General features: G+C 37.4%; 22 protein-coding genes. 12 read left to right on the forward strand and 10 right to left on the reverse strand.

Annotated elements, in window-relative coordinates:
* Positions 1-58 precede the first annotated feature (58 nt).
* The 3 genes from CW736_RS14320 to alaS form a co-directional block, all read right to left on the reverse strand.
* Positions 59-193 carry a hypothetical protein gene (locus tag CW736_RS14320; protein WP_262493793.1) on the reverse strand — a complete coding sequence of 45 codons (135 nt, stop codon included), beginning with the start codon at positions 191-193 and terminating at the stop codon, positions 59-61.
* Between the two features lie 180 nt (positions 194-373).
* Positions 374-1,291 carry a GSCFA domain-containing protein gene (locus CW736_RS08750; protein ID WP_101013591.1) on the reverse strand — a complete coding sequence of 306 codons (918 nt, stop codon included), beginning with the start codon at positions 1,289-1,291 and terminating at the stop codon, positions 374-376.
* 355 nt (positions 1,292-1,646) lie between these two features.
* Entirely contained in the window at positions 1,647-4,268 is a 2,622-nt protein-coding gene (gene alaS / locus CW736_RS08755) for an alanine--tRNA ligase (protein ID WP_101013592.1), read from the reverse strand.
* Between the two features lie 151 nt (positions 4,269-4,419).
* Here alaS and CW736_RS08760 point away from each other — a divergent pair, with 151 nt between their 5' ends.
* The 5 genes from CW736_RS08760 to CW736_RS08780 all read left to right on the forward strand — a co-directional run bounded on the left by CW736_RS08760 (position 4,420) and on the right by CW736_RS08780 (position 9,659).
* Positions 4,420-5,400 carry a M23 family metallopeptidase gene (locus tag CW736_RS08760; RefSeq protein ID WP_101013593.1) on the forward strand — a complete coding sequence of 327 codons (981 nt, stop codon included), beginning with the start codon at positions 4,420-4,422 and terminating at the stop codon, positions 5,398-5,400.
* Between the two features lie 33 nt (positions 5,401-5,433).
* Positions 5,434-5,760: a MerR family transcriptional regulator gene (locus CW736_RS08765; protein WP_101013594.1), complete on the forward strand. Its 327-nt coding sequence runs from the start codon at positions 5,434-5,436 to the stop codon at positions 5,758-5,760.
* 92 nt (positions 5,761-5,852) lie between these two features.
* Complete coding sequence (locus CW736_RS08770) at positions 5,853-7,226, forward strand: O-antigen ligase family protein (RefSeq protein ID WP_101013595.1); 1,374 nt, start codon at positions 5,853-5,855, stop codon at positions 7,224-7,226.
* A complete protein-coding gene (locus CW736_RS08775; protein WP_101013596.1) occupies positions 7,226-8,236 on the forward strand; it encodes a glycosyltransferase family 4 protein in 1,011 nt (336 codons plus the stop codon). The genes CW736_RS08770 and CW736_RS08775 overlap by 1 nt, the downstream gene beginning before the upstream one ends.
* Before the next feature lie 61 nt (positions 8,237-8,297).
* Entirely contained in the window at positions 8,298-9,659 is a 1,362-nt protein-coding gene (locus CW736_RS08780; protein WP_101015089.1) for a sugar transferase, read from the forward strand.
* 91 nt (positions 9,660-9,750) lie between these two features.
* On the opposite strand, the gene lnt is transcribed toward CW736_RS08780, so the two are convergent.
* Both lnt and CW736_RS08790 read right to left on the reverse strand, forming a co-directional pair.
* The gene (gene lnt / locus CW736_RS08785) at positions 9,751-11,376 is read right to left on the reverse strand and encodes an apolipoprotein N-acyltransferase (RefSeq protein WP_101013597.1); all 1,626 of its coding nucleotides are present in this window, start codon (positions 11,374-11,376) and stop codon (positions 9,751-9,753) included.
* A 75-nt stretch (positions 11,377-11,451) separates the two neighbouring features.
* Complete coding sequence (locus CW736_RS08790; RefSeq protein WP_157810978.1) at positions 11,452-12,498, reverse strand: PorV/PorQ family protein; 1,047 nt, start codon at positions 12,496-12,498, stop codon at positions 11,452-11,454.
* Between the two features lie 141 nt (positions 12,499-12,639).
* Here CW736_RS08790 and CW736_RS08795 point away from each other — a divergent pair, with 141 nt between their 5' ends.
* Positions 12,640-13,395, forward strand: a complete 756-nt coding sequence (locus tag CW736_RS08795) for a CDP-alcohol phosphatidyltransferase family protein (RefSeq protein WP_101013599.1) — start codon at positions 12,640-12,642, stop codon at positions 13,393-13,395.
* Positions 13,396-13,410: 15 nt separating this feature from the next.
* Here the strand turns inward: CW736_RS08795 and lptB are convergent, their stop codons facing one another.
* Positions 13,411-14,157 carry an LPS export ABC transporter ATP-binding protein gene (gene lptB, locus CW736_RS08800; RefSeq protein ID WP_101013600.1) on the reverse strand — a complete coding sequence of 249 codons (747 nt, stop codon included), beginning with the start codon at positions 14,155-14,157 and terminating at the stop codon, positions 13,411-13,413.
* A gap of 290 nt (positions 14,158-14,447) precedes the next feature.
* On the opposite strand from lptB, the gene CW736_RS08805 reads away from it, so the two are divergent.
* The 6 genes from CW736_RS08805 (at position 14,448) to CW736_RS08830 (ending at position 17,898) form a co-directional block, all read left to right on the forward strand.
* Positions 14,448-14,675 carry a hypothetical protein gene (locus CW736_RS08805; RefSeq protein WP_101013601.1) on the forward strand — a complete coding sequence of 76 codons (228 nt, stop codon included), beginning with the start codon at positions 14,448-14,450 and terminating at the stop codon, positions 14,673-14,675.
* Positions 14,675-15,253, forward strand: coding sequence for a phosphatase PAP2 family protein (locus CW736_RS08810; RefSeq protein ID WP_101013602.1), 579 nt, complete (start codon positions 14,675-14,677; stop codon positions 15,251-15,253). Before CW736_RS08805 ends, CW736_RS08810 begins: the two co-directional genes overlap by 1 nt.
* Before the next feature lie 6 nt (positions 15,254-15,259).
* A complete protein-coding gene (locus CW736_RS08815) occupies positions 15,260-15,712 on the forward strand; it encodes an OsmC family protein (RefSeq protein ID WP_101013603.1) in 453 nt (150 codons plus the stop codon).
* A gap of 117 nt (positions 15,713-15,829) precedes the next feature.
* Positions 15,830-16,678, forward strand: a complete 849-nt coding sequence (locus CW736_RS08820) for a YHYH protein (RefSeq protein ID WP_101013604.1) — start codon at positions 15,830-15,832, stop codon at positions 16,676-16,678.
* A gap of 40 nt (positions 16,679-16,718) precedes the next feature.
* On the forward strand, positions 16,719-17,249 hold the full coding sequence (locus tag CW736_RS08825; RefSeq protein WP_232735327.1) for a toxin-antitoxin system YwqK family antitoxin: 531 nt from the start codon (positions 16,719-16,721) through the stop codon (positions 17,247-17,249).
* Positions 17,170-17,898: an SCO family protein gene (locus CW736_RS08830; protein ID WP_198519312.1), complete on the forward strand. Its 729-nt coding sequence runs from the start codon at positions 17,170-17,172 to the stop codon at positions 17,896-17,898. The genes CW736_RS08825 and CW736_RS08830 overlap by 80 nt, the downstream gene beginning before the upstream one ends.
* A 29-nt stretch (positions 17,899-17,927) precedes the next feature.
* Here the strand turns inward: CW736_RS08830 and CW736_RS08835 are convergent, their stop codons facing one another.
* The 4 genes from CW736_RS08835 to CW736_RS08850 form a co-directional block, all read right to left on the reverse strand.
* Positions 17,928-18,551: a MarC family protein gene (locus CW736_RS08835; RefSeq protein WP_101013607.1), complete on the reverse strand. Its 624-nt coding sequence runs from the start codon at positions 18,549-18,551 to the stop codon at positions 17,928-17,930.
* 120 nt (positions 18,552-18,671) lie between these two features.
* A complete protein-coding gene (locus tag CW736_RS08840) occupies positions 18,672-20,528 on the reverse strand; it encodes a M1 family metallopeptidase (protein ID WP_101015090.1) in 1,857 nt (618 codons plus the stop codon).
* Between the two features lie 282 nt (positions 20,529-20,810).
* A complete protein-coding gene (gene meaB, locus CW736_RS08845; protein WP_101013608.1) occupies positions 20,811-21,824 on the reverse strand; it encodes a methylmalonyl Co-A mutase-associated GTPase MeaB in 1,014 nt (337 codons plus the stop codon).
* A complete protein-coding gene (locus CW736_RS08850) occupies positions 21,825-22,244 on the reverse strand; it encodes a hypothetical protein (RefSeq protein ID WP_101013609.1) in 420 nt (139 codons plus the stop codon).
* Positions 22,245-22,424 lie beyond the last annotated feature (180 nt).

Genomic DNA, 22,424 nt, shown 5'->3' on the forward strand with positions numbered 1-22,424 from the left:
TGACAGAGGGTAAGATTAGGACTTATAATCGATTCTGGTTTTGGAATATGTTTGATAATTATTGTTTTGTTGGAAGTATGATTTCACAGTCTATTTTTTTCAAATCATAGGATACTTGAGCCCTAGTATTAGAAACAATTAAGGCTGTTTTTGACTCTGGAAAAATCTCAGCTGTAGGACCTGGTATTCTCATAATTGCTAACTTTAGTACACTTTATTTTTTTTATCACAAGTTTACTTAGGTAGTTGATCTCTTTTTCAATTATTGCAGTTTCCGTAATAAGTTGCTCTTTATCTCGATTGCTTTCTAATAAACTCGAAACAAAATAAAAAATACCAACGGCTATAAAACCGCTTGAAACACATTTTTATTTTAGAGCTTTATTTGAGGGTATTCGGAAGTTAATTGTTTTTTCATTTTTGCTAATTGTTGTTTGTGTAATTCTATGTCGGTTGCTTTATGATGCGATAGTTTTCGATACTTCTCTACTGCTTTTTGTTGAGTTAAGGTGTTGATGTTGATGGCGCTTTCGCGAAAGCGAGACCATATAAAATCAATACCCAATTCATTGAGATGTATCATGTCACGAGCATAGAATCGATAGTCCCTCAACTCGTCCATCGCAATTTCATAAGCAGGAAAATAATGGGCGAAAGTGCGCTCCACATGTGATTGAATAGCTTCATGTAGTCTGGCTTTGCTGCGTTGATTTTTAATAAATCCGTCCTTTATATGACGCACCGGTGATAGGGTATAGGTAATGGTGATTTCTGTATTCCAGTTGGTAACCAATTCATAGATGCGTTGCAAATCATCATGGATGGTATCAATAGAAAGCAACTCTTTGCTGAATAATTGCTGAGGTTGTTTGTGACAGTTGGCAACAATCATATCCTTCTCCACATGCCTATAAACCCAAGAAGTTCCTAAGGTGATGAATAAATGAGAAGCTTTTTTTAATGATTCTCTTAGGTGTTGTAAAGTAGTGTTGAGGTGGAATACTAACTTTTTAGGATCCATAGAATTCAAATCAGAATGAACGAGATAGGAAAAATGATCGGTACAATCTACTATAGTAAAAGCTTGATTTTTAATGGCGCGTTCCACAAGAATTCTCAGACTCGTAGAGTTAAATACAATCCCAAAAGGATTCACCGTGACATCAAAACCGTAGTAAGCCAATTTAGAACCTATGTTTTCTGTAAAACAGCTGCCTAGTAAAACTACTTTCGAATGGTGATCTATAAGAACGGGCAAATTAGAAAGAGGAACTGTTGTAGTAAGTTTCATTTTAGACAGAGTTGTTAGGTTTCAAAGGTACGGTGTTGCTTTTATACATGAAAAAGCACATGATATGCAAAACAGCACTACAACTGGTACTTCACCTAATTATTATAGATTATATACATTTCTATAGCTTTTAGGTATTCCAAAAATACAGCTACGATCTAAAATTAAAATAAACTATAAAGCTTTTATCAATTGGTAATACTTGTAAGAATATGCCTTTCGTGGCATCTGTTGTTGTTATGTAAACAGTTGAATTAAAGAGGCTTTATCTAACTAGTTATCCCAATAACGTAATGAGTATATATCTTTGATGTGGCAACTATGCAGCTGTTTCAAAAACAGCTGCATTCCTCGATTAAACCAGTTCCTTAGCCGCAGTTAACGCTTCATCTATTCCAGCAGGATTCTTACCTCCGGCAGTAGCAAAATGTGCTTGGCCGCCGCCGCCGCCTTGAATGTGCTTTCCTAATTCACGCACTATTTTACCGGCATCAAGGCCCTTCTCTTCCACGATGTTTTTACTTAAAATGACAGTAAGGGTTGCTTTATCTCCATTATCTGCTCCTATGATTAAGAACAGATCCTCCATTTCTCTTTCGATATCAAAAGCCAATTCTTTTACTGACTTGGCATCCAAATCTGTTTTTGTAGCGATAAAGTTAACTCCATTAATGAGTTGCGCACTAGCTATTAAATCGCCTTTTAGGTTCCCCGCTTTAGCCTTTAATAAGTGCTCAATTTCTTTTTTCAAAGAAGCATTTTCTTCTTGAAGTGCCGCTATAGATTCGGCCGGATTTTTGGTTGGATTCTTTAAGATGCTTTTGATCTCTTCAAAGCTCTTTGATTGCTCTGTAAAGAAATCTTTTACCGCATCGCTAGAAATAGCTTCTATACGTCTTATCCCAGAGGCAATGGCACTTTCACTAGTGATCTTAAAGTGCCAGATGTCTGCCGTGTTTTTTACGTGAGTACCACCACAAAGCTCCTGACTTACACCAAATTTGATCGTACGTACTACATCGCCGTATTTCTCACCAAACAATCCTATCGCACCTTCTTCTATAGCTTGGTCATAGGTATTGTTACGGTTTTCTTCTAGAGGTAATTGTTCTCTAATACGAGCGTTTACAAAATTTTCTATCTCGACCAATTCTTCCGCACTTACTTTAGAAAAATGTGAAAAATCAAAACGTAAGCTAGCACTTCGTACCATAGAACCTTTCTGTTCTACGTGAGTTCCTAAAACCTTACGCAATGCCTGATGAAGCAGGTGAGTAGCCGTGTGATTGGAGGCAGTACGCGCACGCTGATTCACATCCACAGTTACTTTAAATGCGCTGCTTATTTCATTAGGTAAGTTTTTAGTCAAGTGTACGGTTTGACCGTTTTCTTTTTTGGTATCGATGATGTAAACGGTATCTCCACTTGTATGTTCAAGGTACCCTTTATCCCCTGTTTGTCCACCACTTTCCCCATAAAAAGGCGTCATGTTAAATACTAATTGGTATAACTCGCCATCTTTTTTACTGATGACTTTACGGTATTTAGAAATACGCACATCTGCAGTAAGTCTGTCATAGCCTATAAATTCTTGTGTGTCATCTTCTCTTAAAATGGTCCAGTCGCTTGTTTCTGTAGCACTTGCTTCACGTGAACTGTCTTGCTGTTTTTTAAGCGCAATAGCAAAGCCTTCTTCATCCATTTCCAGACCTTGCTCACTTAAAATTAATCGAGTCAGTTCTTTTGGAAAACCATAAGTATCATTAAGCTCAAAAGCTTTTTTACCATCTAGAGTTTTAGAAGCTTCATTTTTCATTCCGGCTACCATCGAATCCAGTAGCGCTAGGCCATTTTCTAAAGTTCGCAAGAAAGAAGCTTCTTCTTCTTTGATGACATTAAGAATCAGATTCTTTTGAGCTTTTAGCTCTGGAAAGGCATCGCCCATTTGCTTAGAAAGGGTGTTTACCAATTGGTAGATGAACGGCTCTTTTTTATTCAGATAAGTAAATCCATAACGTATTGCACGACGCAAGATCATACGTATCACATAACCAGCGCCATTGTTAGAAGGTAGTTGACCATCGGCAATGGAGAAAGAAACTGCTCTCACATGATCTGCAATAACTCTAATGGCTATGTCTTCTTGGGTTGTTTTACCATAAGAATGACCCGTTATGGTTTCTATTTCTCTGATTAAAGGTGTGAAAACATCTGTATCGTAGCTGGACTTTACGTTTTGTAACACCATAGCAAGGCGTTCAAAACCCATTCCTGTATCCACGTGTTGATTGGGTAGGTTTTTTAAAGAACCGTTTGCCATACGGTTGTATTGTATAAAGACCAGGTTCCATATTTCTACCACTTGGGGATGATCCATATTGACAAGAGACGCGCCACCTACTTTTGCCTTCTCTTCTTTACTTCTTATATCTACATGAATTTCAGAGCAAGGTCCACAAGGTCCTTGTGCGCCCATCTCCCAAAAATTATCTGCTTTATTACCATTAAGGATTCGGTCCTCAGCAATGAGCTCTTTCCACAAGTCGTAGGCTTCTGAATCTCGATCGAGGTTTTCACTTTTGTCACCTTCAAAAATAGTTACATAAAGACAGTCCTTGTCAATTTTGTAGACTTCGGTAAGTAATTCCCAAGCCCATGCAATAGCTTCTTTCTTAAAATAATCACCAAAACTCCAGTTCCCCAACATTTCAAACATGGTATGGTGGTAGGTGTCTACACCTACTTCTTCCAGGTCATTGTGTTTACCGCTTACACGCAAACATTTTTGAGAATCGGTAACACGGTTGCTTTTAGGATCAGAATTTCCTAAAAAATATTCCTTAAACTGGTTCATTCCTGCATTAGTGAACATCAAGGTAGGATCATTTTTGATCACCATAGGCGCACTAGGCACAATTTGGTGTTTTTTATTTTCAAAAAAATCAAGGAAGGTTTGGCGTATTTGTTTTGACTTCATTCTGGCTGTAGCGGTTAATTCAATTTTCTTATTTTTGCCTTAGGTGATGAAAAAGGGTAGAAGTTCGCTTTCGCGAAAGCGAAATAAACACTAACTTTTTTCTACTTATTTTTAGATCCTAAGAACGCACAAAAATAGCATAATAAAACATATGTCAAAGGTCAAGTATTACTACGATTCTGAAACTCTTTCTTACCGAAAAGTAGAGACCAAAAAAAGGAGGTTCTTTTTTAGGAGTTTACTGTTTTTGACAGTGAGTTTTTGTTTTGGACTGGTGTGTTTCTTTTTTGCAGATATGTTTCTAATCTCCCCACAATTAAAGAAATCTCGTAGTAAAGTAGAGTATTTAGAATTACAACTCGACGAAATGCGAGAAGATGTAACCCGATTATCCTCAGTGATTGAAAATGTCGAAGATCGGGATAACAACATATATCGTATTTATTTTGATGCCAACCCAATTCCTTCAGAACAACGTCAAGCAGGTTTTGGAGGTGTGAATCGTTATAAAGATTATGAAGGTGGCTACAGTGCAAAAAAAATTATTGAACTTAAAGAAGCCATCGATAAACTTAAAAAAAGAACTGCGATACAATCAAAATCTCTAGATGAAATAGTCACTCTTGCTGAAGATAAAGAGAAGCTGCTTACCTCCATACCTGCGATACAGCCCGTACGCAATCAAGATCTTACACGTATGGCGAGTGGTTACGGTTACCGTACAGATCCTTTTAATAAAACCAGAAAATTTCATTACGGTATGGACTTTACAGCCCCTCGAGGCACACCGGTCTTTGCAACTGGTGATGGAACTATCGTTCGAGCAGATGCTAATAGCTCTGGTTATGGAAACCACATTAGAATAGATCACGGATTTGGTTATCTATCGCTTTATGCACATTTAAGATCAAACAAACCTTATAATGTGCGTCGAGGGCAAAGGGTGAAACGAGGAGATATTATTGGATACGTAGGTAGTACAGGGAGGTCTCAAGCGCCACACTTGCATTATGAAGTATTTAAATATGATGATCGCATCAATCCTATTAATTTCTATTACGGTAATTTAACACCACAAGAGTTTAATGCGCTATTAAAGAAATCGCAACAAGAAAATATTTCTTTAGATTAATTTTAAGTAAAAAATGAACTTATTTCATAAACTATGCATATAGAACTTCCACAAAAACTATACTACTCCATGGGAGAAGTAACTAAAGCATTTCAAGTGAATGCCTCTTTGGTTCGTTTTTGGGAAAAAGAATTTGATGTCTTGCAACCCAAGAAGAATTCGCGTGGTAACCGTAAGTTCTCTAAGGATGATATTGAGAACCTTAAAACTATTTATCATTTAGTAAAAGAAAAAGGTTTTACACTAGACGGTGCACAAGATTATATGAAAAATCATAAAAGCCAGCTCCACACTTTTGATATCATTAGTAAGTTGGAACACGTAAAGGCAGAGTTGCTTAAAATTAAAGCCCAATTATAATTGCTCTAATACCAAATTATCTGCAGTAGCTTCTTTCTTAAATCAGTAGATTTGCATTTATTAAAATGACCGATTAAATACTTTAGCTATTAATGATCAAGTTTGAAAAACTGCCTTATTCTTTACTAATTGCTGGACATATTGTGATCACTATTTTTATGATCGCACTTCCATTACTGGTAAAGGTATTTTTTTATGGAGCTATTATATATTTTATCTTAAGACTTCTTACCAGTGCTGACAAGAATCAAGAGGTGATTCTAGCTTGTGCTTATATCACCTGTTTAGAAGTATTTTTAAAAATGAATGGCGGCTTGTTATTCTATGAGATGATTAAATATATGGTCATCGCTTTTATGCTGGCAGGTATTCTTTTAAGAGGATTTTCTCTTAAGTCCATACCATTTGTATTTTACTTGCTTTTATTGGTCCCCAGTATAGTCATAGCGTCTCAGAATATCCCCATTTCAGAATCACTAAGAAAGGCGGTAGCTTTTAATTTAAGCGGTCCTGTGACTTTAGGAGTGGTTGCGATATATTGTTTTCAACGCAGGATTACTACTACACGACTGGATGAGATTTTAAAATTATGTGTAGGCCCCATTGTGATGCTCGCTTTTTATCTATTTGTAGTCACGCCAGATATTAGAGATGTAGTGACTAATACGGGCTCTAACTTTGCAGCATCTGGTGGATATGGGCCTAATCAAGTAGCAACAGCTTTGGGAATAGGGATGTTTATTTGTTTTATACGTTTCTTGCGTATCAAAAATTTATGGGTAAATGTACTGGACATTATCTTGTTCTTAGGAATGACCTATCGGGGTTGGATTACCTTTTCCCGGGGAGGTGTTATAACCGCTTTTCTAATGATAGGAGCTGTTATATTCACCTTGTTTTTCTTAAAACGGTCTGAATTTAGGTTTTCATTTTTACCTAAATTAGGAGTTATCGCCTTGGGGTTAATACTAGCTTGGGGGTATACCTCGCTCGCAACTAGTGGTTTGATCGATAAAAGATATGCAAATGAGGATGCTGCTGGTCGCGCAAAGGATGACCTTTCCACAGGTCGAGTAGAACTTATCTCAATCGAATTAGAGGCCTTTCTTGAAAATCCTATTGGAGGAATAGGAGCCGGTCAAGTAAAATATTACCGAGCAAAAAAAGACGGTATAGTCGCCGCCTCTCATAATGAAACGAGTAGATTGCTTTCTGAACATGGAAGTATTGGGATTGTTTCATTGCTCGTACTCATATTTACACCGCTTATTTTTAGACTTACTCATAAAGGGAACGTGTATTTCTACGCTTTTTTAATTTTTTGGATAGCCACTATAAATCACAGTGCCATGCGTATTGCTGCACCCGCTTTCTTTTACGGAATGGCATTGCTTTATGTCGTAAAACCTAAGGTAAAAAAGAAAGGCGTCCCAGTTGAAACAACGCCAGATTTTGTTACTACTTAATGAAGAATATACTATACATAGGCAATCAACTGGCTCAAAAAGGTAAGACGGCAACGACTATAGATAGTCTAGGTCCTTTACTGGAAAAAGAAGGTTATCAATTGCGTTATGCCTCTTCTGTTTCAAATATAGCCGGGCGTATGGTTGACATGATGCGCAAGACTTTCAAGAGCAGAAAATGGGCAGACGTTGTTTTAATTGACACCTATAGTACTAAAAATTTTTGGTTTGCGATTGTTATCGCACGTATGTGTATATCATTTAATATGAAGTACATTCCTATTCTTCACGGTGGGAATTTGCCTGTTCGATTAGATAAAAACCCAAAGGTCACGAGAGCTTTTCTTCACAATGCTCATGCTGTTGTAAGTCCTGGTGATTATTTGCGTGCTGCTTTCGCGAAAGCTGGCTACCACAACATCACTAAGATCAATAACTTTATCGAGATAGAAAACTACCCCTTTCTAGAACGATCTGTCTTAGAGCCAAAACTTCTTTGGGTAAGATCATTTGCAGAGATTTACAATCCGCAAATGGCAGTTCGTGTGCTTCACTTACTTAAAGAGAAATATCCTAAAGCCAGTCTGACCATGGTTGGTCCAGAAAAAGATGGGGCGCTAGAAGATAGTAAGTTACTGGCTCAAGAATTACAACTAGAAGTGAATTTTACTGGGTTGCTTTCTAAAAAGCAGTGGATAGAAAGAAGCAAAGATCATTCTATTTTTATCAATACGACCCACTTTGATAACCTTCCTGTAAGTTTAATCGAAGCGATGGCATTAGGTTTACCGGTGGTTTCAACAGATGTAGGAGGTGTCCCATACCTAATACAGCACAACGTACATGGCAAATTAGTTCCAGATGCTGATGTAGTAGAAATGGTAGAAAATATTCATCATTTAATACAGCATCCTAAAGATGTTTTGACTATAATTACAAAAGCCAGAGAAAGATCCCTGAACTACTCTTGGAAGGAAGTAAGCCAGCGATGGAACTCCTTACTTGACTGATAACTTCTATCTTTACATTTTTTAAAGCTTACTTATGGTGATCTCTCCCATACATTTTGAAATGTCTGAACGCAAAATTTTATTGCGTATTATTGATGTGGTTGTTGTTTTGGGAGCATTGCATCTGCTAGGAGTGATATTTCATTTTAATTATTTTCTTATCAATGAAGAGCAATGGATGTGGTCTGTTATTCTCGCTGCCTATTTATTGTTTTTTGCAACTGTTTTTGAATTGTACAATTTACAGCGAGCGAGTCGTATTACTGGCACCTTGAGAAGTGCTGTAACTGCTGGTTCTTTCACTTCGTTAATTTATTTACTCACCCCATTTTTCACCCCAGAATTACCAGAAAACAGAATCCAGATTTTATATTTTTATCTTGCGATCACTTTACCATTATTGGTTTGGAGATCTGTTTACATCAAGTTTTTTGCGAGTTCTAGATTTAATAAAAATATTATACTCATCGCAGATGCCAGTGATGCAGTTATGATTGCAAAATCTTTGCAAGATGTCGATCCTAATTATAAAATAAGCGGTTTTATCAATACGGGACCAGCGTTAGCATCAGAGCATTTTGTTGGGTTGAAAGTCATAGGGATTAAAGATGCATTCGACTTATTTGAGGATAAATCTGTTACTGAAGTCGTAGTGGCCAGTAATGAAGCTGAAGGAATTACTTCTAATTTATACAGATGGCTCATTGAACTGGTAGAAAACGGATATTCAGTTAGAGAGTATACTCAGGTCTATGAAGAAATGACAGACCGAGTTCCAGTACAATATGTAGGTAAGGACTTCTATAAGTACTTTCCTTTTGCTAGAAATAACCAGAACCGACTCTATATAGTATACCATAGGCTTTTTGATATAGTGGCTTCTTTATGTGGCTTGATCCTATTTTTGGCGATCATACCCTTTGTGTTTTTAGGAAACTTATTCGGTAATCGAGGGCCTTTATTTTACAGCCAAGAACGAGTAGGTATCAATAGAAAATTATTTAAAATAATTAAGTTCAGAACTATGGAAAGAGACGCTGAAAAATCAGGCGCTCAATTTGCAGTTAAGAATGATGTGAGAATAACAAAATTCGGTAAGTTTTTAAGAGCTACGCGTATAGACGAGTTTCCTCAGTTTTGGAATATTTTAAAAGGAGAAATGAGTGTGATCGGTCCACGTCCAGAACGTCAGGTTTTTGTAGAACAGCTTTCTGAGAAGATTCCATTTTATGAAACACGTCATGTGGTAAAACCTGGCTTAACGGGTTGGGCACAGGTAAAAACTAAATACGGTGTTACCGATGAAGATCACCTGAGAAAACTTCAATACGATTTGTATTATATTAAAAAGCGCAGCGTTTTTCTAGATATCAGAATCATTGTTAAAACTTTAAGTACGATCATCTTTTTTAAAGGGCAGTAATGCCAGTTTTCAGTTCCAGTTTTCAGTGAACAGTGGAACGTCAGTATTTAGCTTTGCTAAATACTGCAAATTGCGACTGCAAACGACCTACTTACTTCCGCTTCATTTTACCACGTCTAAAAACGCCGAAAAGCAATACAAACAATCCCATAAGACTGGCTATTCTTGCTATATAGTCCCCATGAGTAGTGTAAAAAGTGACTTTAGTTTTAGGATATACAGTTCCTTTAATAGCTCCTTCTGTTCCGTATTCTAGGGATTCTAAGATGTTCCCACGCTCATCTATAATAGCACTTATTCCGGTATTGGCACTTCGAGCAATCCACCTTCTGTTTTCTATAGCTCGTAGTCTGGCAAGGCTTAAATGTTGTTGATGACCTTGGGTGTTTCCCCACCAGGCATCATTAGTAATGATCGCTAAGAATTGGGCTCCATTTTTCACATAATCAGTGACATATTCTCCGTAAACCGATTCATAACAAATTATTGGAGCCACTTTAGCTTGGTTTTTAATTTGAAAAACAGAACGTTCTTTTTGAGTTGTTTTAGTAGCTACCGTACCGCCTAAATCCAGCATCGCATCTCCTAAAATAGGCTGAAGAATATTTTTATAAGGAAAATTTTCAACGCCTACTACTAATTTAGACTTGTGATACACTTGTAACGAGTCCGTAGCAGCTAAAAACATAGCGCTATTATAGTCATTGTAAAGAGTTCTACCGTCGCGAGCTACATTAGTTTGTGTGGTAATTCTAGTGGTATCTGTAAAAATCTCTGCAATGGAAATACCTCCTAAATAAGACACATTTGGATAATCGTACAGCGCTGCTCTAATCTGATTCACAGAACGATCGTATGCTAATTGGTCCAGGTCAGACAGTCTTACATTATCTGCAAGAACTGTTTCTGGTGTAATAATAAGATCTGTGAATTGATCCATTTCAGGTTGTGCCAAGTTCATAATGATCTTTACGATGCTGTCGTTTGTGGTATAATATTTCTGGCTATACGGATCTATGTTGGGCTGTATGATAACTACATTAGTTCCTTCCCCTTTTTGAAAGGATAGCATATCAAAAACTAATATTTGCGAAATAATAATGGGGGTGATGATCAAACTTAGAAGCACAGCAACTCGTTTGATGATAAATTTGCGTTTAGAAATAAGTTCGCTTTCGCGAAAGCTTAACACACTTAAAAAAATAAATATATTGACCAGCCATATCCATAAAGAACCACCAAATGTCCCTGTGTATTCATACCATTGAATCCAAGACGTCATCTCGCTGAATCCATTCCCCAAGTTGAGCCATGGCCAGGAGAAATCCCATTCCAAATGCATGCGCTCAAAGCTGATCCACAAACAAGCGAGAAATGTCAAAGCGGCTCCTTGTGTAGCTTTGCGAGCCAATAAATGATAGCCCAAAAATACCAAACTCATCAAAGCAGCATTAGCTATAACGGCAAACCACATTCCAAAAGGTGTTGAAAAATACAACCAGTAAGTAGTGGCTATATTCCATATAAAAAAAGTGAGATAGGAGTGAAGGAATACTTTTCCTGCTTTACGCTTTGTAGAAGAATTTCTAATGCGTTTTTCAGAAAGGAGTAAGGGGACAAAAGCTATGAGTAATAGTCCAGCAAAGCCATAAGTAGGCCAGCCCAGCCACAATAGAATTGCTGATAATAAGGCTAGTAAAATACTGGTGAATTTCATGAAGAAGTAATGAAGTGCTAATTTAAGTTCTTTAGAGTCAATTCTGAATCCTGAGTTCGGAATTCTGAATTGATTTTACTTATTAAAAACAGAAAGATCAATGTTTACGGAGAATACATTAGAATACAAGGCCTCGCTAGAGTCTCCTATATCGGTAAGTGCATAATCTACTGAAATGCCTTTGTACTTGAAGCCTATACCTATATTGGGTTGAAAAGTGGTGCTGTCATTACCGTCGAGTTGCTGGATGTTTTGAAAATTACCGACTCCTGCACGAACAAATACCAAATCGGTAAAGCCGTATTCCAATCCTAAAGCTGGGGTAGCGCTTACCGCACTGCTAGAAATAATGTCATTGGTCTGTATAAAACGCATGTTGAGATCCACCTCTGCGGTCAGTTTATGATCGTAGTGAAAGGTGAACGTTCTTGCGAGTCCTAATTGAAGTTTAGGTAAAGTAATCTCTGTTGTTTCTGGTAATTCTTGATTTTGATTTTCAACCGCACCGCTTATTTCTGCAAACTTTTCTTCGTTGATCGTCCAGGTGTTATAAGTAGTGGTGATATCACGAGCCATCACTCCAACCTCCCAATCGCCGCGTTTAAATTGTAAACCTATGTCAAATCCGAATCCCCAAGAATTAGCAAATTCACCTATGACTCTGCGTATGACCTTTGCATTGGCACCATAGGAGAAACCGTCTAGTTTTGATTCACGAGCATAGGAGAAGGTAAAGGCCCAGTCTGCAGTAGAAAATGTAGAAATACGGTCGTAATTGATATTTCCTTGATCGTCTATTAATTGAGTAGTATTTAAAATATCATCTACAGAAAAACGGATGACTGAGAAGCCAAAAGCACTGACGTCATCTATAGGCATGGCAAAGGCACCATAATTGTACTGAGCAATATTTGCAAAGTAACTGGAGTGCATCAAAGAAACTTCTTGTTTTTCCATTCTCATCAATCCAGCGGGGTTCCAATATACAGAATTGACATTATTACTGCTTGCCACTACGGCATTGCTCATTCCCAAAGCCGCTGCATCCACTCCTATGTTTAGGAATTCGTTAGAGTAGGCTCTTGAAGTTTGCGCTTGCGCATAAACAGAACAAAGTAGCATCAGTAAATAAAAGCAGTTTTTCAAGCAGGAATTTTAATAAGTCACAAATATCTAAGTTTCTGAGTTAATAACTATGAAAATCTGTTGATATTGCCTAAAAAGATAGCAAAACACATCATTAAAAAACTGCATATTTGTAAGATGAAGAATTGGGCACCTAATATCATCACTTTATTGAATCTACTTTGTGGATGTATTGCAGCTATTTATGCGTTTAACGATCAGCTAGTTTTCGCGGCTATTTTTGTTGCGGCGGGTATATTTTTCGACTTTTTTGACGGTCTTGTGGCACGACTTTTAAAAGTTTCTAGTGATTTAGGAACCCAACTCGACTCCCTTGCAGACATGGTCACCAGCGGTCTAGTACCAGGAATAGTGATGTACCAGCTATTGAGTGATGCGATAGGTTTTAATTTGATTGATCAAGAACAAAGTTTTACTTCAGGGTCTTCAGATTATTGGATCGGTCATCCCTATATACCTATCATGGGTTTCCTTATCACCCTAGGAAGCTGTTACCGCCTGGCAAAATTCAATATAGACACCAGACAGACGGACTCTTTTATAGGAGTGCCTACACCTGCTAACGCTATTTTGATCATTTCTTTGGGAATTATAGCTCAGGACACAGATGTAAGTTGGTTGTATTACGCACTTACCAATCCTTATATTCTCATCGCAATCACCATATTCAGCGTCTACATTCTCAACGCAGAGTTGCCTTTGTTTGCTCTAAAGTTTAAAAGCTTCGGGTGGAAAGGAAATGAGATACGCTGGATTTTTATAGGGATTTGTATCGCACTAATGATCTCTTTACAGATTTATGCCGTGCCTTGTATCATCATCATTTATATTTTGATGAGTGTGTTGAATAATATCAGGAATGGAAGAAAGTAATTTTTTCAGTTTAACTTACTCAAAAATCTTCTTCTTTCTCAGTTCAAAATTCTGTCCTAAATAAACCCGTCGTACCACTTCATCTTCAGAGAGTTCTTCTGGTGAACCGTGCTTTAAGATTTTGCCTTCAAACATGAGATAAGTACGGTCGGTAATAGCAAGTGTTTCTTGTACGTTATGATCGGTAATCAGAATACCTATATTTTTTTTGGTTAGTTGTGCTACAATTCTTTGAATATCTTCTACGGCCACTGGATCTACCCCTGCAAAAGGCTCATCCAGTAATATAAAAGTAGGGTCTGTAGCCAGTGCGCGAGCGATTTCTGTACGCCTACGTTCTCCACCACTTAATAAATCACCGTTTCTATGGCGTCGGTCTTGTAAACTGAATTCTTCCAACAACTTCTCACAACGTTCTTTTTGTTCTTTTTTAGATAGCTTGGTCAATTGTAAAACGCCTAATATGTTTTCTTCTACAGTGAGTTTTCTAAAGATAGAAGCCTCCTGTGCGAGATAACCTATACCAATCTGTGCACGTTTGTACATGGGGTATTGAGTGATTTTTGTATCATCCAGCCATACATCACCTCCTGTCGGTTTTACAAGCCCCACAGTCATATAGAAAGAAGTGGTTTTACCGGCACCATTTGGTCCTAGAAGACCAACGATCTCCCCCTGATTCACTTCGTATGAAACGCCTTTTACAACTGGGCGACCTTTATAGGATTTCTGTAAATTATCAGCTCTTAATTTCTTTCGCATGGAACAAATTTAATGGTTTTGAATTCAATTTTGCACTAGTAATGACATCTTAGATTGGGCAATTGCATTTGCAATTTGAATTTAATCGAATAAAAGGCTCTTTTCTCTTTTTTACTTCGGTAATTTCAGTGCAAGTATTTCCGTATAATAAGAATCATAGGTTAAGCTGTGATTGATTTTTATGCTTCACAGAAACAAAAAAAAACTCGTTTTCTTTTCCAATAAATTCAAGCTTCAACTGGTATAATGATTAAATTGCGTGGTATTATAGAAATTCAATTACTCAATTTATGGAACTTCCTAGATTTCTTATGGGCGATAACGTTCATTATCCTGAAGATATTTTTGTCATTCACTTAGAATATCCGCGTTTTATAATCAATTTAAAAGATGATGAAGTGGAGTTTCTAGAAGAAGTTACAAAAGAAGATGTGGAAGAACTGGAAGAAGAGACTAAAAATTTGATAGAAGAAGCCAGTCGTTTTTACGATGAGCAAATGAAATTATACGAGCAATAATGGAAAACATTAAAGAATTAGACTGGGACGCCACCTTATTTCTTAACGATTGGGGAGGGGAGACGATAGATCTGTTCTTTAATATCATCACGCATAAATTTTATGCGATCCCCTTGTATTTATTTGTCCTTTTTATTCTTTATAGAAAACTGGGTATTCGCAATTTAGCAATCGCATTGATTGCTATAGCTTTATTAATTGCTTGTAGCGATCAACTAGCAAATCTTTTTAAAAATGGTTTTGAACGTTTGAGACCTTTTCGAGAGCCAGCTTTAGAAGGATTGATTTCCAAAGTCGGTAAAAGTGGTGGTACTTATGGTTTTTATAGTGGTCATGCGAGTAGTGCTGTTGCCCTTGCTACTTTCCTTTGGTTTATTTTGAGAAGAAAGCATAAAGGCCTTGCTGTGATTATGATTGTTTGGGCTGTTCTGGTTGCTTATAGTCGTGTTTACCTGGGCGTTCACTATCTAGGTGATGTGCTCATGGGAGCGTTTATAGGAACTTTATTAGGTTTGTTTTTTGCTTGGGTGTACGCTTTCGCGAAAGCGAGATACGGAGTCTCCACCACCATAAATTAAACCTTGATGAATAAGCAATTTCGTTTTGAAGTCTCTACTCAGTGGAAAAAAGGCGACTATAAAAACTCCAAAACACATCTTTCTAAAATTGCTGGAAAACCAGATTTGAATATTTCTGCAGCAAAGGAGTTTAAAGGTCAGGAAGACCAATACAATCCTGAAGATTTATTATTAAGTGCGCTATCCTCTTGCCATATGATGTCTTATTTTTATGTATGCCAGCAACAGGGAATTGAGATTGTAGATTACAAGGATAAGGCTGTAGGAACGCTAGAGCTTCGCCCTGACTTCAGTGGTGGTTTTACCAAAGTACAATTGAACCCTGTGGTCACTATTTCAAATGCTTCCCAAGAAAGACAGTCTATAGATTTGCATAGAAAGGCACACGAGCTTTGTTTTATAGCCAATTCTGTGAATTTTGAGATTTCTATTGTTCCAATTGTCTCGATTAAAAGTTAACTTATTTAATTATTTAAGTTTTTTTTAGGAAAGGTGAAACCTTTTGATCTTTTCATAGTCCTAATTTTTATTAAGTGTGAATGACCACTATACAATGGTCTTAAAATTTAGTACCCTATGAATTTACTAAAAAACAAATCAATCTTTAAATCGCTAACAATTGTAGCCATTGCTTCTTGCTTATTTATAAGCTGTGACTCTGATGACGATTCAGGAGGTACCACAGATGGTGATGGATCTGGAACTGTGATACTACACGCTGCTTTTGCTGATTTTGATCTAAACAATGTAACTGCGATGGTTAGCGGTACAAACTTTGTTATTGAGACTAACGGTTTACCTAATCATACTTCTCCTTATTGGTCCAATACCAACACGAGAACAATTACCGGACCTATGGGAAACACCATGACTACAGGTCCAGCAGCTGTTGACCATCCTTTATATATAGATCCTACGGTTACTTCTAGTGCAAATATGGCACCAGGAAATATTGATGATTTTAATGGTTCTTATTCCTTAACTGTTCCTGCTTCTCCAGCATTAGCTTCTAACTCTTCTGCAACTGGATTAGGTGCTATAGGAATTGCGGTAAGTGGTTCAGTTATTTATAATGATGAAGAAGGTCCTAACATACCTCTTGATGGCGCTGTTGGTTCTTTAGATTATACTGCTGCACATACAGGTCCACAGAGTTACCATTATCACTTAGAACCTAAAGCGTTTTCAAATGATGATACTGCTCTGATCGGAATTATTTCTGACGGTTTCTTTATCTATGGTAGAAAATGTAACTTTACAGGAACTTATCCTACAGATCTTGATGTCTCCGGAGGTCATACTTCTACAACGCAGCATACAACGACTGCTGAGTATCACTATCATATTCAAAATGAATTGTACCTAAGTCAGTATTACATCATATTCCCTGGAAATTATCAAGGCACGCCTCATAACATACAGTAGTATATTTATCCTATTGCTTCTCTCAAGTTGTAAGAAAGACTTGACTAAATCTTTTACAACAAAAGAAATGGTCGAAGTAGAGAAAGCACAGCTAGATTTAAAACCTAATGAAGGACTCGTGTACTATAAAAACGAGCCCTTTACTGGTTTTTCCATGCGTTATTATACAGAGACTAAAGTTGCTGAAAAGATTGCCTATTTAAACGGCAAACGTCATGGTCTTTTTCAAAAATGGTTTTCTGATGGAGTTTTGAGTTTTGAATCCCAATATAAAACAGGAATACAACATGGGATCACTACCTCATGGTGGAATAATGAAAATAAACGTTCGCAAAACAACTATGAAAATGGCGTGGCACAAGGGAAACAAATTCAGTGGTACATTAATGGAGCGATTTTTAAAGAAATTCAACTGGTTGATGGACGGGAGCAGGGCATGCAAAAGTCCTACCGTCAGAATGGTAAATTATACAATAACTATGAAGCAAAAAATGGCAGAATATTTGGTCTTAAAAGAGCCATACTTTGCTTTAGTCTCGAGAATCAGTCTGTGGTGTCTGATACTTTGTAGTGCTCTTTTTGCGTCTAGTTGCAAGACAGAAAAAAAGCAAGCTGTTGCCAAAGCCCAAAACGAAGTTACCAGTAGAGTAGAAGCTTTACCTTATTATGGAGAGGCTACTTTTACGCCGCATTGGTTTTCTAGCGATAGCGATTCTTTAAAAAATTTCCATAAGATTCCAGATTTTGAGTTGACCAATCAAAATGGCGAGTTGATTACCAATGCTACTTTTGAGAATAAAATCTACATCACCGATTTCTTTTTTACAGTCTGCCCAGGCATCTGTCCCAAAATGACAGAAAACATGACTCGCATTCAAGAGGAGTTTATAGAAAATGATGAGGTCCTGTTGCTATCTCATTCAGTAACTCCTGATTATGACACTCCTGAGGTGTTACAGAAGTACGCGAAAAGAAAGAAAGTTAATCCCAAAAAATGGCATCTGGTGACTGGCGATAAAGAGTTGATTTACGATCTAGGTAGGAACCAATATTTTGTAGAAGAAGATTTAGGAATCACCAAAGATGTCAACGACTTTTTACACACAGAGAACTTTATTTTAATAGATCAAAACAAACACATACGTGGGATTTATAATGGATTGAATAAAGCTTCTATAGGTCAGTTGATTCTAGATGTAAGGACGTTGCAAGCAGAGTAAGTCTAAAAATAGATACATCTCATCACTTTTTAATTGAAAACATCAAAGGATAATTTAAGTCCTTGTATAATCATGTTGGTTCCTATAATCGCAATGATCAATCCCATTAACTTTCCGATTACTGAAATAACATTGTCTCCTATCTTTTTTGCAATGATGTCGCTTAATGTAAATGCAATGTAGTTGAGTAAACACATCAGCGCAAAAACTAAGATAATCACGGCTATATTGATATAAGAGGTTGTATTGGCAACAAAGTTAGTTGCCGTTACGATAGTTCCTGGACCAGCTAAAATTGGAATCGCCAGTGGAGAGATCGCAATATTCTCATCAATATTGACCGTTTTTAGATGCTTGATGTTTGATTTTTTAGACTGTAACATTTCAAACCCAACAAAGAAGATTAATATCCCCCCGGTAATTTTAAAAGCAGGTATGGTGATGCCAAATAAGTCAAAGATATAATTACCAAGCAACACAAATACGGTAACTATAATAAAAGCAACCAATACAGCTTTAAGATTGATTCTTTGTTTTGCCTCTTTATCTGCGCCTTCTGTTAATGTCAAAAATATAGGCATGTTAGAAATCGGATTCATAATGGCAAAAAAGCCTGTGAATACGGTTATTGCAAAAGTTGCTAATTCATTCATTTAATGATGGTATAATTGAAAAAGATTAGAGATGCGTGAATACACCTTTTTAATTTTAACATGCAAAAGTAGTCCAAAGTAACCTTCCAAGGTTCAAAGATGCTTCAAATAAGATCAATATTATTTGGAACCAACTCCCAACAATTCATCAACTGTATTTGCTGTAACCGAGTGATAATTAGGTCGTGCTGTCTTATAGATGGCTATAGCTTCTTCTGTACGATTCGCTTTTTTAAATGCTTTAAAAAGTGTTGTTACATACCAACGTCTTCCAACAGTATTCAGGAATTCAGCAATTTTAGAATCGACATTGTTGCCATGATAGCCATGTAGGATAGACTGCTCATACCAAACCATATTGATATAAGAGTTGGTAGAAACTGTAAAATCAAATCTGTTGTCTAATTCCTGCATCTGTTCTATCGTTATATCCTCAGGGAAATTACGAACAAAATGAACCCATTCTTGTGGGGTCCATTGACTGGTTGCAGCCACATCAATGTTGTTGGTGTCTATAAAGGTTTGCAAAGTCTTCTCCACATTAGAAAACGCATCGGACTGGATAACGGCAGCATTATCGGGAATACCCGGCTGGTAAATCCATTCTTCGGTATTGAAAGAGATGTTGTTCTTTTCTAATAAATTGGCGTTGAGATAGGTAACAAAATCCTCTGTGTTGGTTGTAGAAAAGGCATTCTTCTTAAAATAGGACTTTAAAAAGGCATCCATTTTATCGCGACCTACTTTTTCTTCCAGCGTTCTTAAAAATAAATAGCCTTTATCGTAAGCGATGCTGTTCATTCCATCATCTGGATTTCTACCTTTTAAGTCGAGTTTTAATTTGGTGTCATTAGGGCTGTCTTTCATAGATTCCAATGCGTCCTCTAAATCCTGTCGGCCTATCAATGCTAACATATTAGCACGTTCTTTGCCATAGAGCGCTTCCATGATTCGAGTTTCAAAATACACCGTAAATCCTTCATTGAGCCAGAAGTCGTTCCAAGTCGCATTAGTCACTAAATTACCAGACCAAGAATGCGCCAACTCATGAGCTACCAGCGAGGTCAAACTTTTATCACCTGCAATAACCGTAGGAGTAGCAAATGTCAATCGCGGATTCTCCATTCCGCCAAAAGGGAAACTTGGTGGCAATACAATTACATCAAACTGCTCCCAATCGTAAGCACCGTATAAATTCTCTGCAGCAACAACCATTCTTTCCATATCTGAAAATTCTTCATGCACTTTGTCTAGCATCGATTTCTCTGCATATACGCCAGTTCTATCGCTTATGGCTTTGTATTCTATATCTCCTATGGCAAGCGCAATCAAATAGGCTGGAATAGGTTGTTCCATTTTAAAATGATAGATGCCATCTGCTGTTTTTTCTTTTGGATTCTCAGCACTCATTACTGCCATAAGGTCTGATGGTACTTTTACCGTCGCGTTATAAGTAATACGTATTTGCGGACTGTCCTGAATAGGAATCCAAGTGCGTGTTAAGATCGCTTGACCTTGTGTAAAAAGAAACGGATTTGTTTTATCGGCTGTTTGTTGCGCAGTTAACCATTGTAAAGCTTCTGTTTGAGCTGTTGTGTTATAAATTACCGCTATTTTTTGAGTGTCTTCTTGAATATCAATGATCAAAGGCTGCCCTAATGTTTTATCCATTTTACCCAATTGAAATTTGGTGATTTTTCCGTCTGCAGTCACTTCTTTGATGTTTAAAAACTTACTGTCTAGAATAATTTGTGATGCTGCATTGTTGACAATATCATAAGTAGCTGTTCCACTAATGATTTGTGCCTCAAAGTCCACATCAATATCTAAATCCAAGTGTGTTATTACCGCTTCGTTAGGTTGTGCATAGGAATGTGACTCTTCGGTGTAGGTTTTGGCAGTCATTTTCTCTTTAGGTTGGTCGCAACTGCTTAGTGTAAACAGGCAAGTTATGGCTAGGAAGAATAGCTTTTTCATTTGTGGTGTTTTAGTAGGCACTAAGGTAAGGAAAGCACAGGGAATCATTTTATGAATTGAGTAGTTACCTAAAAATATAGATTTCAATATTCTATAGCTCTGCTCAAGAATTAGTCTACGACAAGCTTTATTTGTGAGAGAAATGTAAAAGGACACATTTGGCAGCCTGAGGCAAATCAATAGTAGTTGTAAGATGCTTGAAATATGGATATCAATTTTGTGTTGATCAAAATTCAAACATTACAAAACATTTCTGACCAAAACTCACCTTTTCCTAAAGCATCACAACCCCAGCAATTCACTAGCCGCATCAAAAGGGCTTTTTACTTTACCCAACACCTCTTTTTCTAGCACCGCTAGTTTTGCGATGACTTCTGGTCGATTGTAAAAGTTGGTTTTAATGGCGTCTTCTACGGTTTGATGAAACCAGTAGAGTTCTTGAGAGTGGCGTTTCTTGGTAAAGCTTTTGTTGGCTTTGGAGTGTGTTGTATAGTTTTCTATTTCTTCAATAACTTCTGTGATTCCTATATTATTGAGACCACTACAGGTGAGCACTTGTGTAGGCCAGCCGTGGTCTTTATCGGGCATGAGGTGAACGGCATTTTTGAATTCGCTACGGGCGTGTTTTGCGGCCAGTTGGTTGTCGCCATCGGCTTTATTGATGATGATGGAGTCGGCCATTTCCATGATGCCGCGTTTGATACCTTGTAGGTCGTCTCCAGCTCCAGCTAATTTTAAGAGTAAGAAAAAGTCGGTCATGCTGTGGACTGCGGTTTCGCTTTGTCCCACGCCCACGGTTTCTACAATGATGAAGTCGTATCCTGCCGCTTCACAGAGAATGATCGCCTCACGGGTTTTACGTGCCACGCCGCCTAGTGTGGTTCCAGCGGGACTTGGTCTTATAAAGGCTTGGTCGCTTTTGACGAGTTCTTCCATTCTGGTTTTATCTCCCAAAATACTGCCTCGTGAGATGTTGCTTGATGGATCTATGGCAAGTACGGCCACTTTTTTACCGCGTTCGATAAGCTGTCTTCCCAAGGATTCTATAAAGGTAGATTTCCCCACTCCCGGGACTCCAGTGATTCCTAGTCTAAAGGATTTTCCTGAATGGGGTAGGGCTTGTTGTAATACCGCTTTCGCGAAAGCGGAATCGCCACTTGCCTTGCTCTCCACTAAAGTAATCGCTCGACTCAAGGCACTTACCTGTCCAGATTGCAGCTCGTTAAAAAGGCGCTCCACGTTAACAGCTTCTTTCTTGCGTTTTAAATTAGGGTTGATATGTGAATGGGTAGCCAATTATGATTTTTTAGAGTAGTTCAAGGCTATTTTACCTCCAATAAAAGCCATAGGAATATAGGCTAGCAAAAGATCAAGAGCTTCAAACCAAATAGGTCCAGGCAGCATCATATTAACCGCTATACCTCCTATGAGGAAGAATCCACCTATTGCAAAAGCAAATTTAGTTTTATGAGTAGCCGCTATGTATGCTGCTATAAAAGCCCCAAACAAAGTTCCTAAGGCATGTGCTAAAAAGGGAAAAATAAAATTTTTATAAGTAAACGTAGGCATGATTCTTTTAAGGTCTTCCATATTACTAAGGTCTCCACCTTCTACAGGGACCAGGATGTTTCCTAGTTCTACTAATGTCATGTTAATGATACTACCTATTACAATTCCTGCTAAAACGGCAATTATATTTCTTATAATGGGATTCATAATGCTATCAATTAGATTTTAAAAATACAGTTTTTCTTTTCAAATTTGCCCTTTTATGGAGCTAACCTCATAGAGGTTCTTAATGTGAGTCTTAGCCTTTTATGGTATAAAATAAAAATGCCTTACTATGAAGTAAGGCATTTTGTACTCTTATTTATTTTGAAAGCAACATCCTGATAT

Origin of the sequence: Nonlabens sp. MB-3u-79, from assembly GCF_002831625.1 — a bacterium.
GTDB lineage: Bacteria > Bacteroidota > Bacteroidia > Flavobacteriales > Flavobacteriaceae > Nonlabens.

What these genes read in the sequence shown, in the direction of transcription:
- CW736_RS14320 (WP_262493793.1), bottom strand. Translation starts at nt 193, where the DNA reads ATGAGAATACCAGGTCCTACAGCTGAGATTTTTCCAGAGTCAAAAACA.
- CW736_RS08750 (WP_101013591.1), bottom strand. Translation starts at nt 1,291, where the DNA reads ATGAAACTTACTACAACAGTTCCTCTTTCTAATTTGCCCGTTCTTATA.
- alaS (WP_101013592.1), bottom strand. Translation starts at nt 4,268, where the DNA reads ATGAAGTCAAAACAAATACGCCAAACCTTCCTTGATTTTTTTGAAAAT.
- CW736_RS08760 (WP_101013593.1), top strand. Translation starts at nt 4,420, where the DNA reads ATGTCAAAGGTCAAGTATTACTACGATTCTGAAACTCTTTCTTACCGA.
- CW736_RS08765 (WP_101013594.1), top strand. Translation starts at nt 5,434, where the DNA reads ATGCATATAGAACTTCCACAAAAACTATACTACTCCATGGGAGAAGTA.
- CW736_RS08770 (WP_101013595.1), top strand. Translation starts at nt 5,853, where the DNA reads ATGATCAAGTTTGAAAAACTGCCTTATTCTTTACTAATTGCTGGACAT.
- CW736_RS08775 (WP_101013596.1), top strand. Translation starts at nt 7,226, where the DNA reads ATGAAGAATATACTATACATAGGCAATCAACTGGCTCAAAAAGGTAAG.
- CW736_RS08780 (WP_101015089.1), top strand. Translation starts at nt 8,298, where the DNA reads ATGTCTGAACGCAAAATTTTATTGCGTATTATTGATGTGGTTGTTGTT.
- lnt (WP_101013597.1), bottom strand. Translation starts at nt 11,376, where the DNA reads ATGAAATTCACCAGTATTTTACTAGCCTTATTATCAGCAATTCTATTG.
- CW736_RS08790 (WP_157810978.1), bottom strand. Translation starts at nt 12,498, where the DNA reads ATGCTACTTTGTTCTGTTTATGCGCAAGCGCAAACTTCAAGAGCCTAC.
- CW736_RS08795 (WP_101013599.1), top strand. Translation starts at nt 12,640, where the DNA reads ATGAAGAATTGGGCACCTAATATCATCACTTTATTGAATCTACTTTGT.
- lptB (WP_101013600.1), bottom strand. Translation starts at nt 14,157, where the DNA reads ATGCGAAAGAAATTAAGAGCTGATAATTTACAGAAATCCTATAAAGGT.
- CW736_RS08805 (WP_101013601.1), top strand. Translation starts at nt 14,448, where the DNA reads ATGGAACTTCCTAGATTTCTTATGGGCGATAACGTTCATTATCCTGAA.
- CW736_RS08810 (WP_101013602.1), top strand. Translation starts at nt 14,675, where the DNA reads ATGGAAAACATTAAAGAATTAGACTGGGACGCCACCTTATTTCTTAAC.
- CW736_RS08815 (WP_101013603.1), top strand. Translation starts at nt 15,260, where the DNA reads ATGAATAAGCAATTTCGTTTTGAAGTCTCTACTCAGTGGAAAAAAGGC.
- CW736_RS08820 (WP_101013604.1), top strand. Translation starts at nt 15,830, where the DNA reads ATGAATTTACTAAAAAACAAATCAATCTTTAAATCGCTAACAATTGTA.
- CW736_RS08830 (WP_198519312.1), top strand. Translation starts at nt 17,170, where the DNA reads ATGGCAGAATATTTGGTCTTAAAAGAGCCATACTTTGCTTTAGTCTCG.
- CW736_RS08835 (WP_101013607.1), bottom strand. Translation starts at nt 18,551, where the DNA reads ATGAATGAATTAGCAACTTTTGCAATAACCGTATTCACAGGCTTTTTT.
- CW736_RS08840 (WP_101015090.1), bottom strand. Translation starts at nt 20,528, where the DNA reads ATGAAAAAGCTATTCTTCCTAGCCATAACTTGCCTGTTTACACTAAGC.
- CW736_RS08850 (WP_101013609.1), bottom strand. Translation starts at nt 22,244, where the DNA reads ATGAATCCCATTATAAGAAATATAATTGCCGTTTTAGCAGGAATTGTA.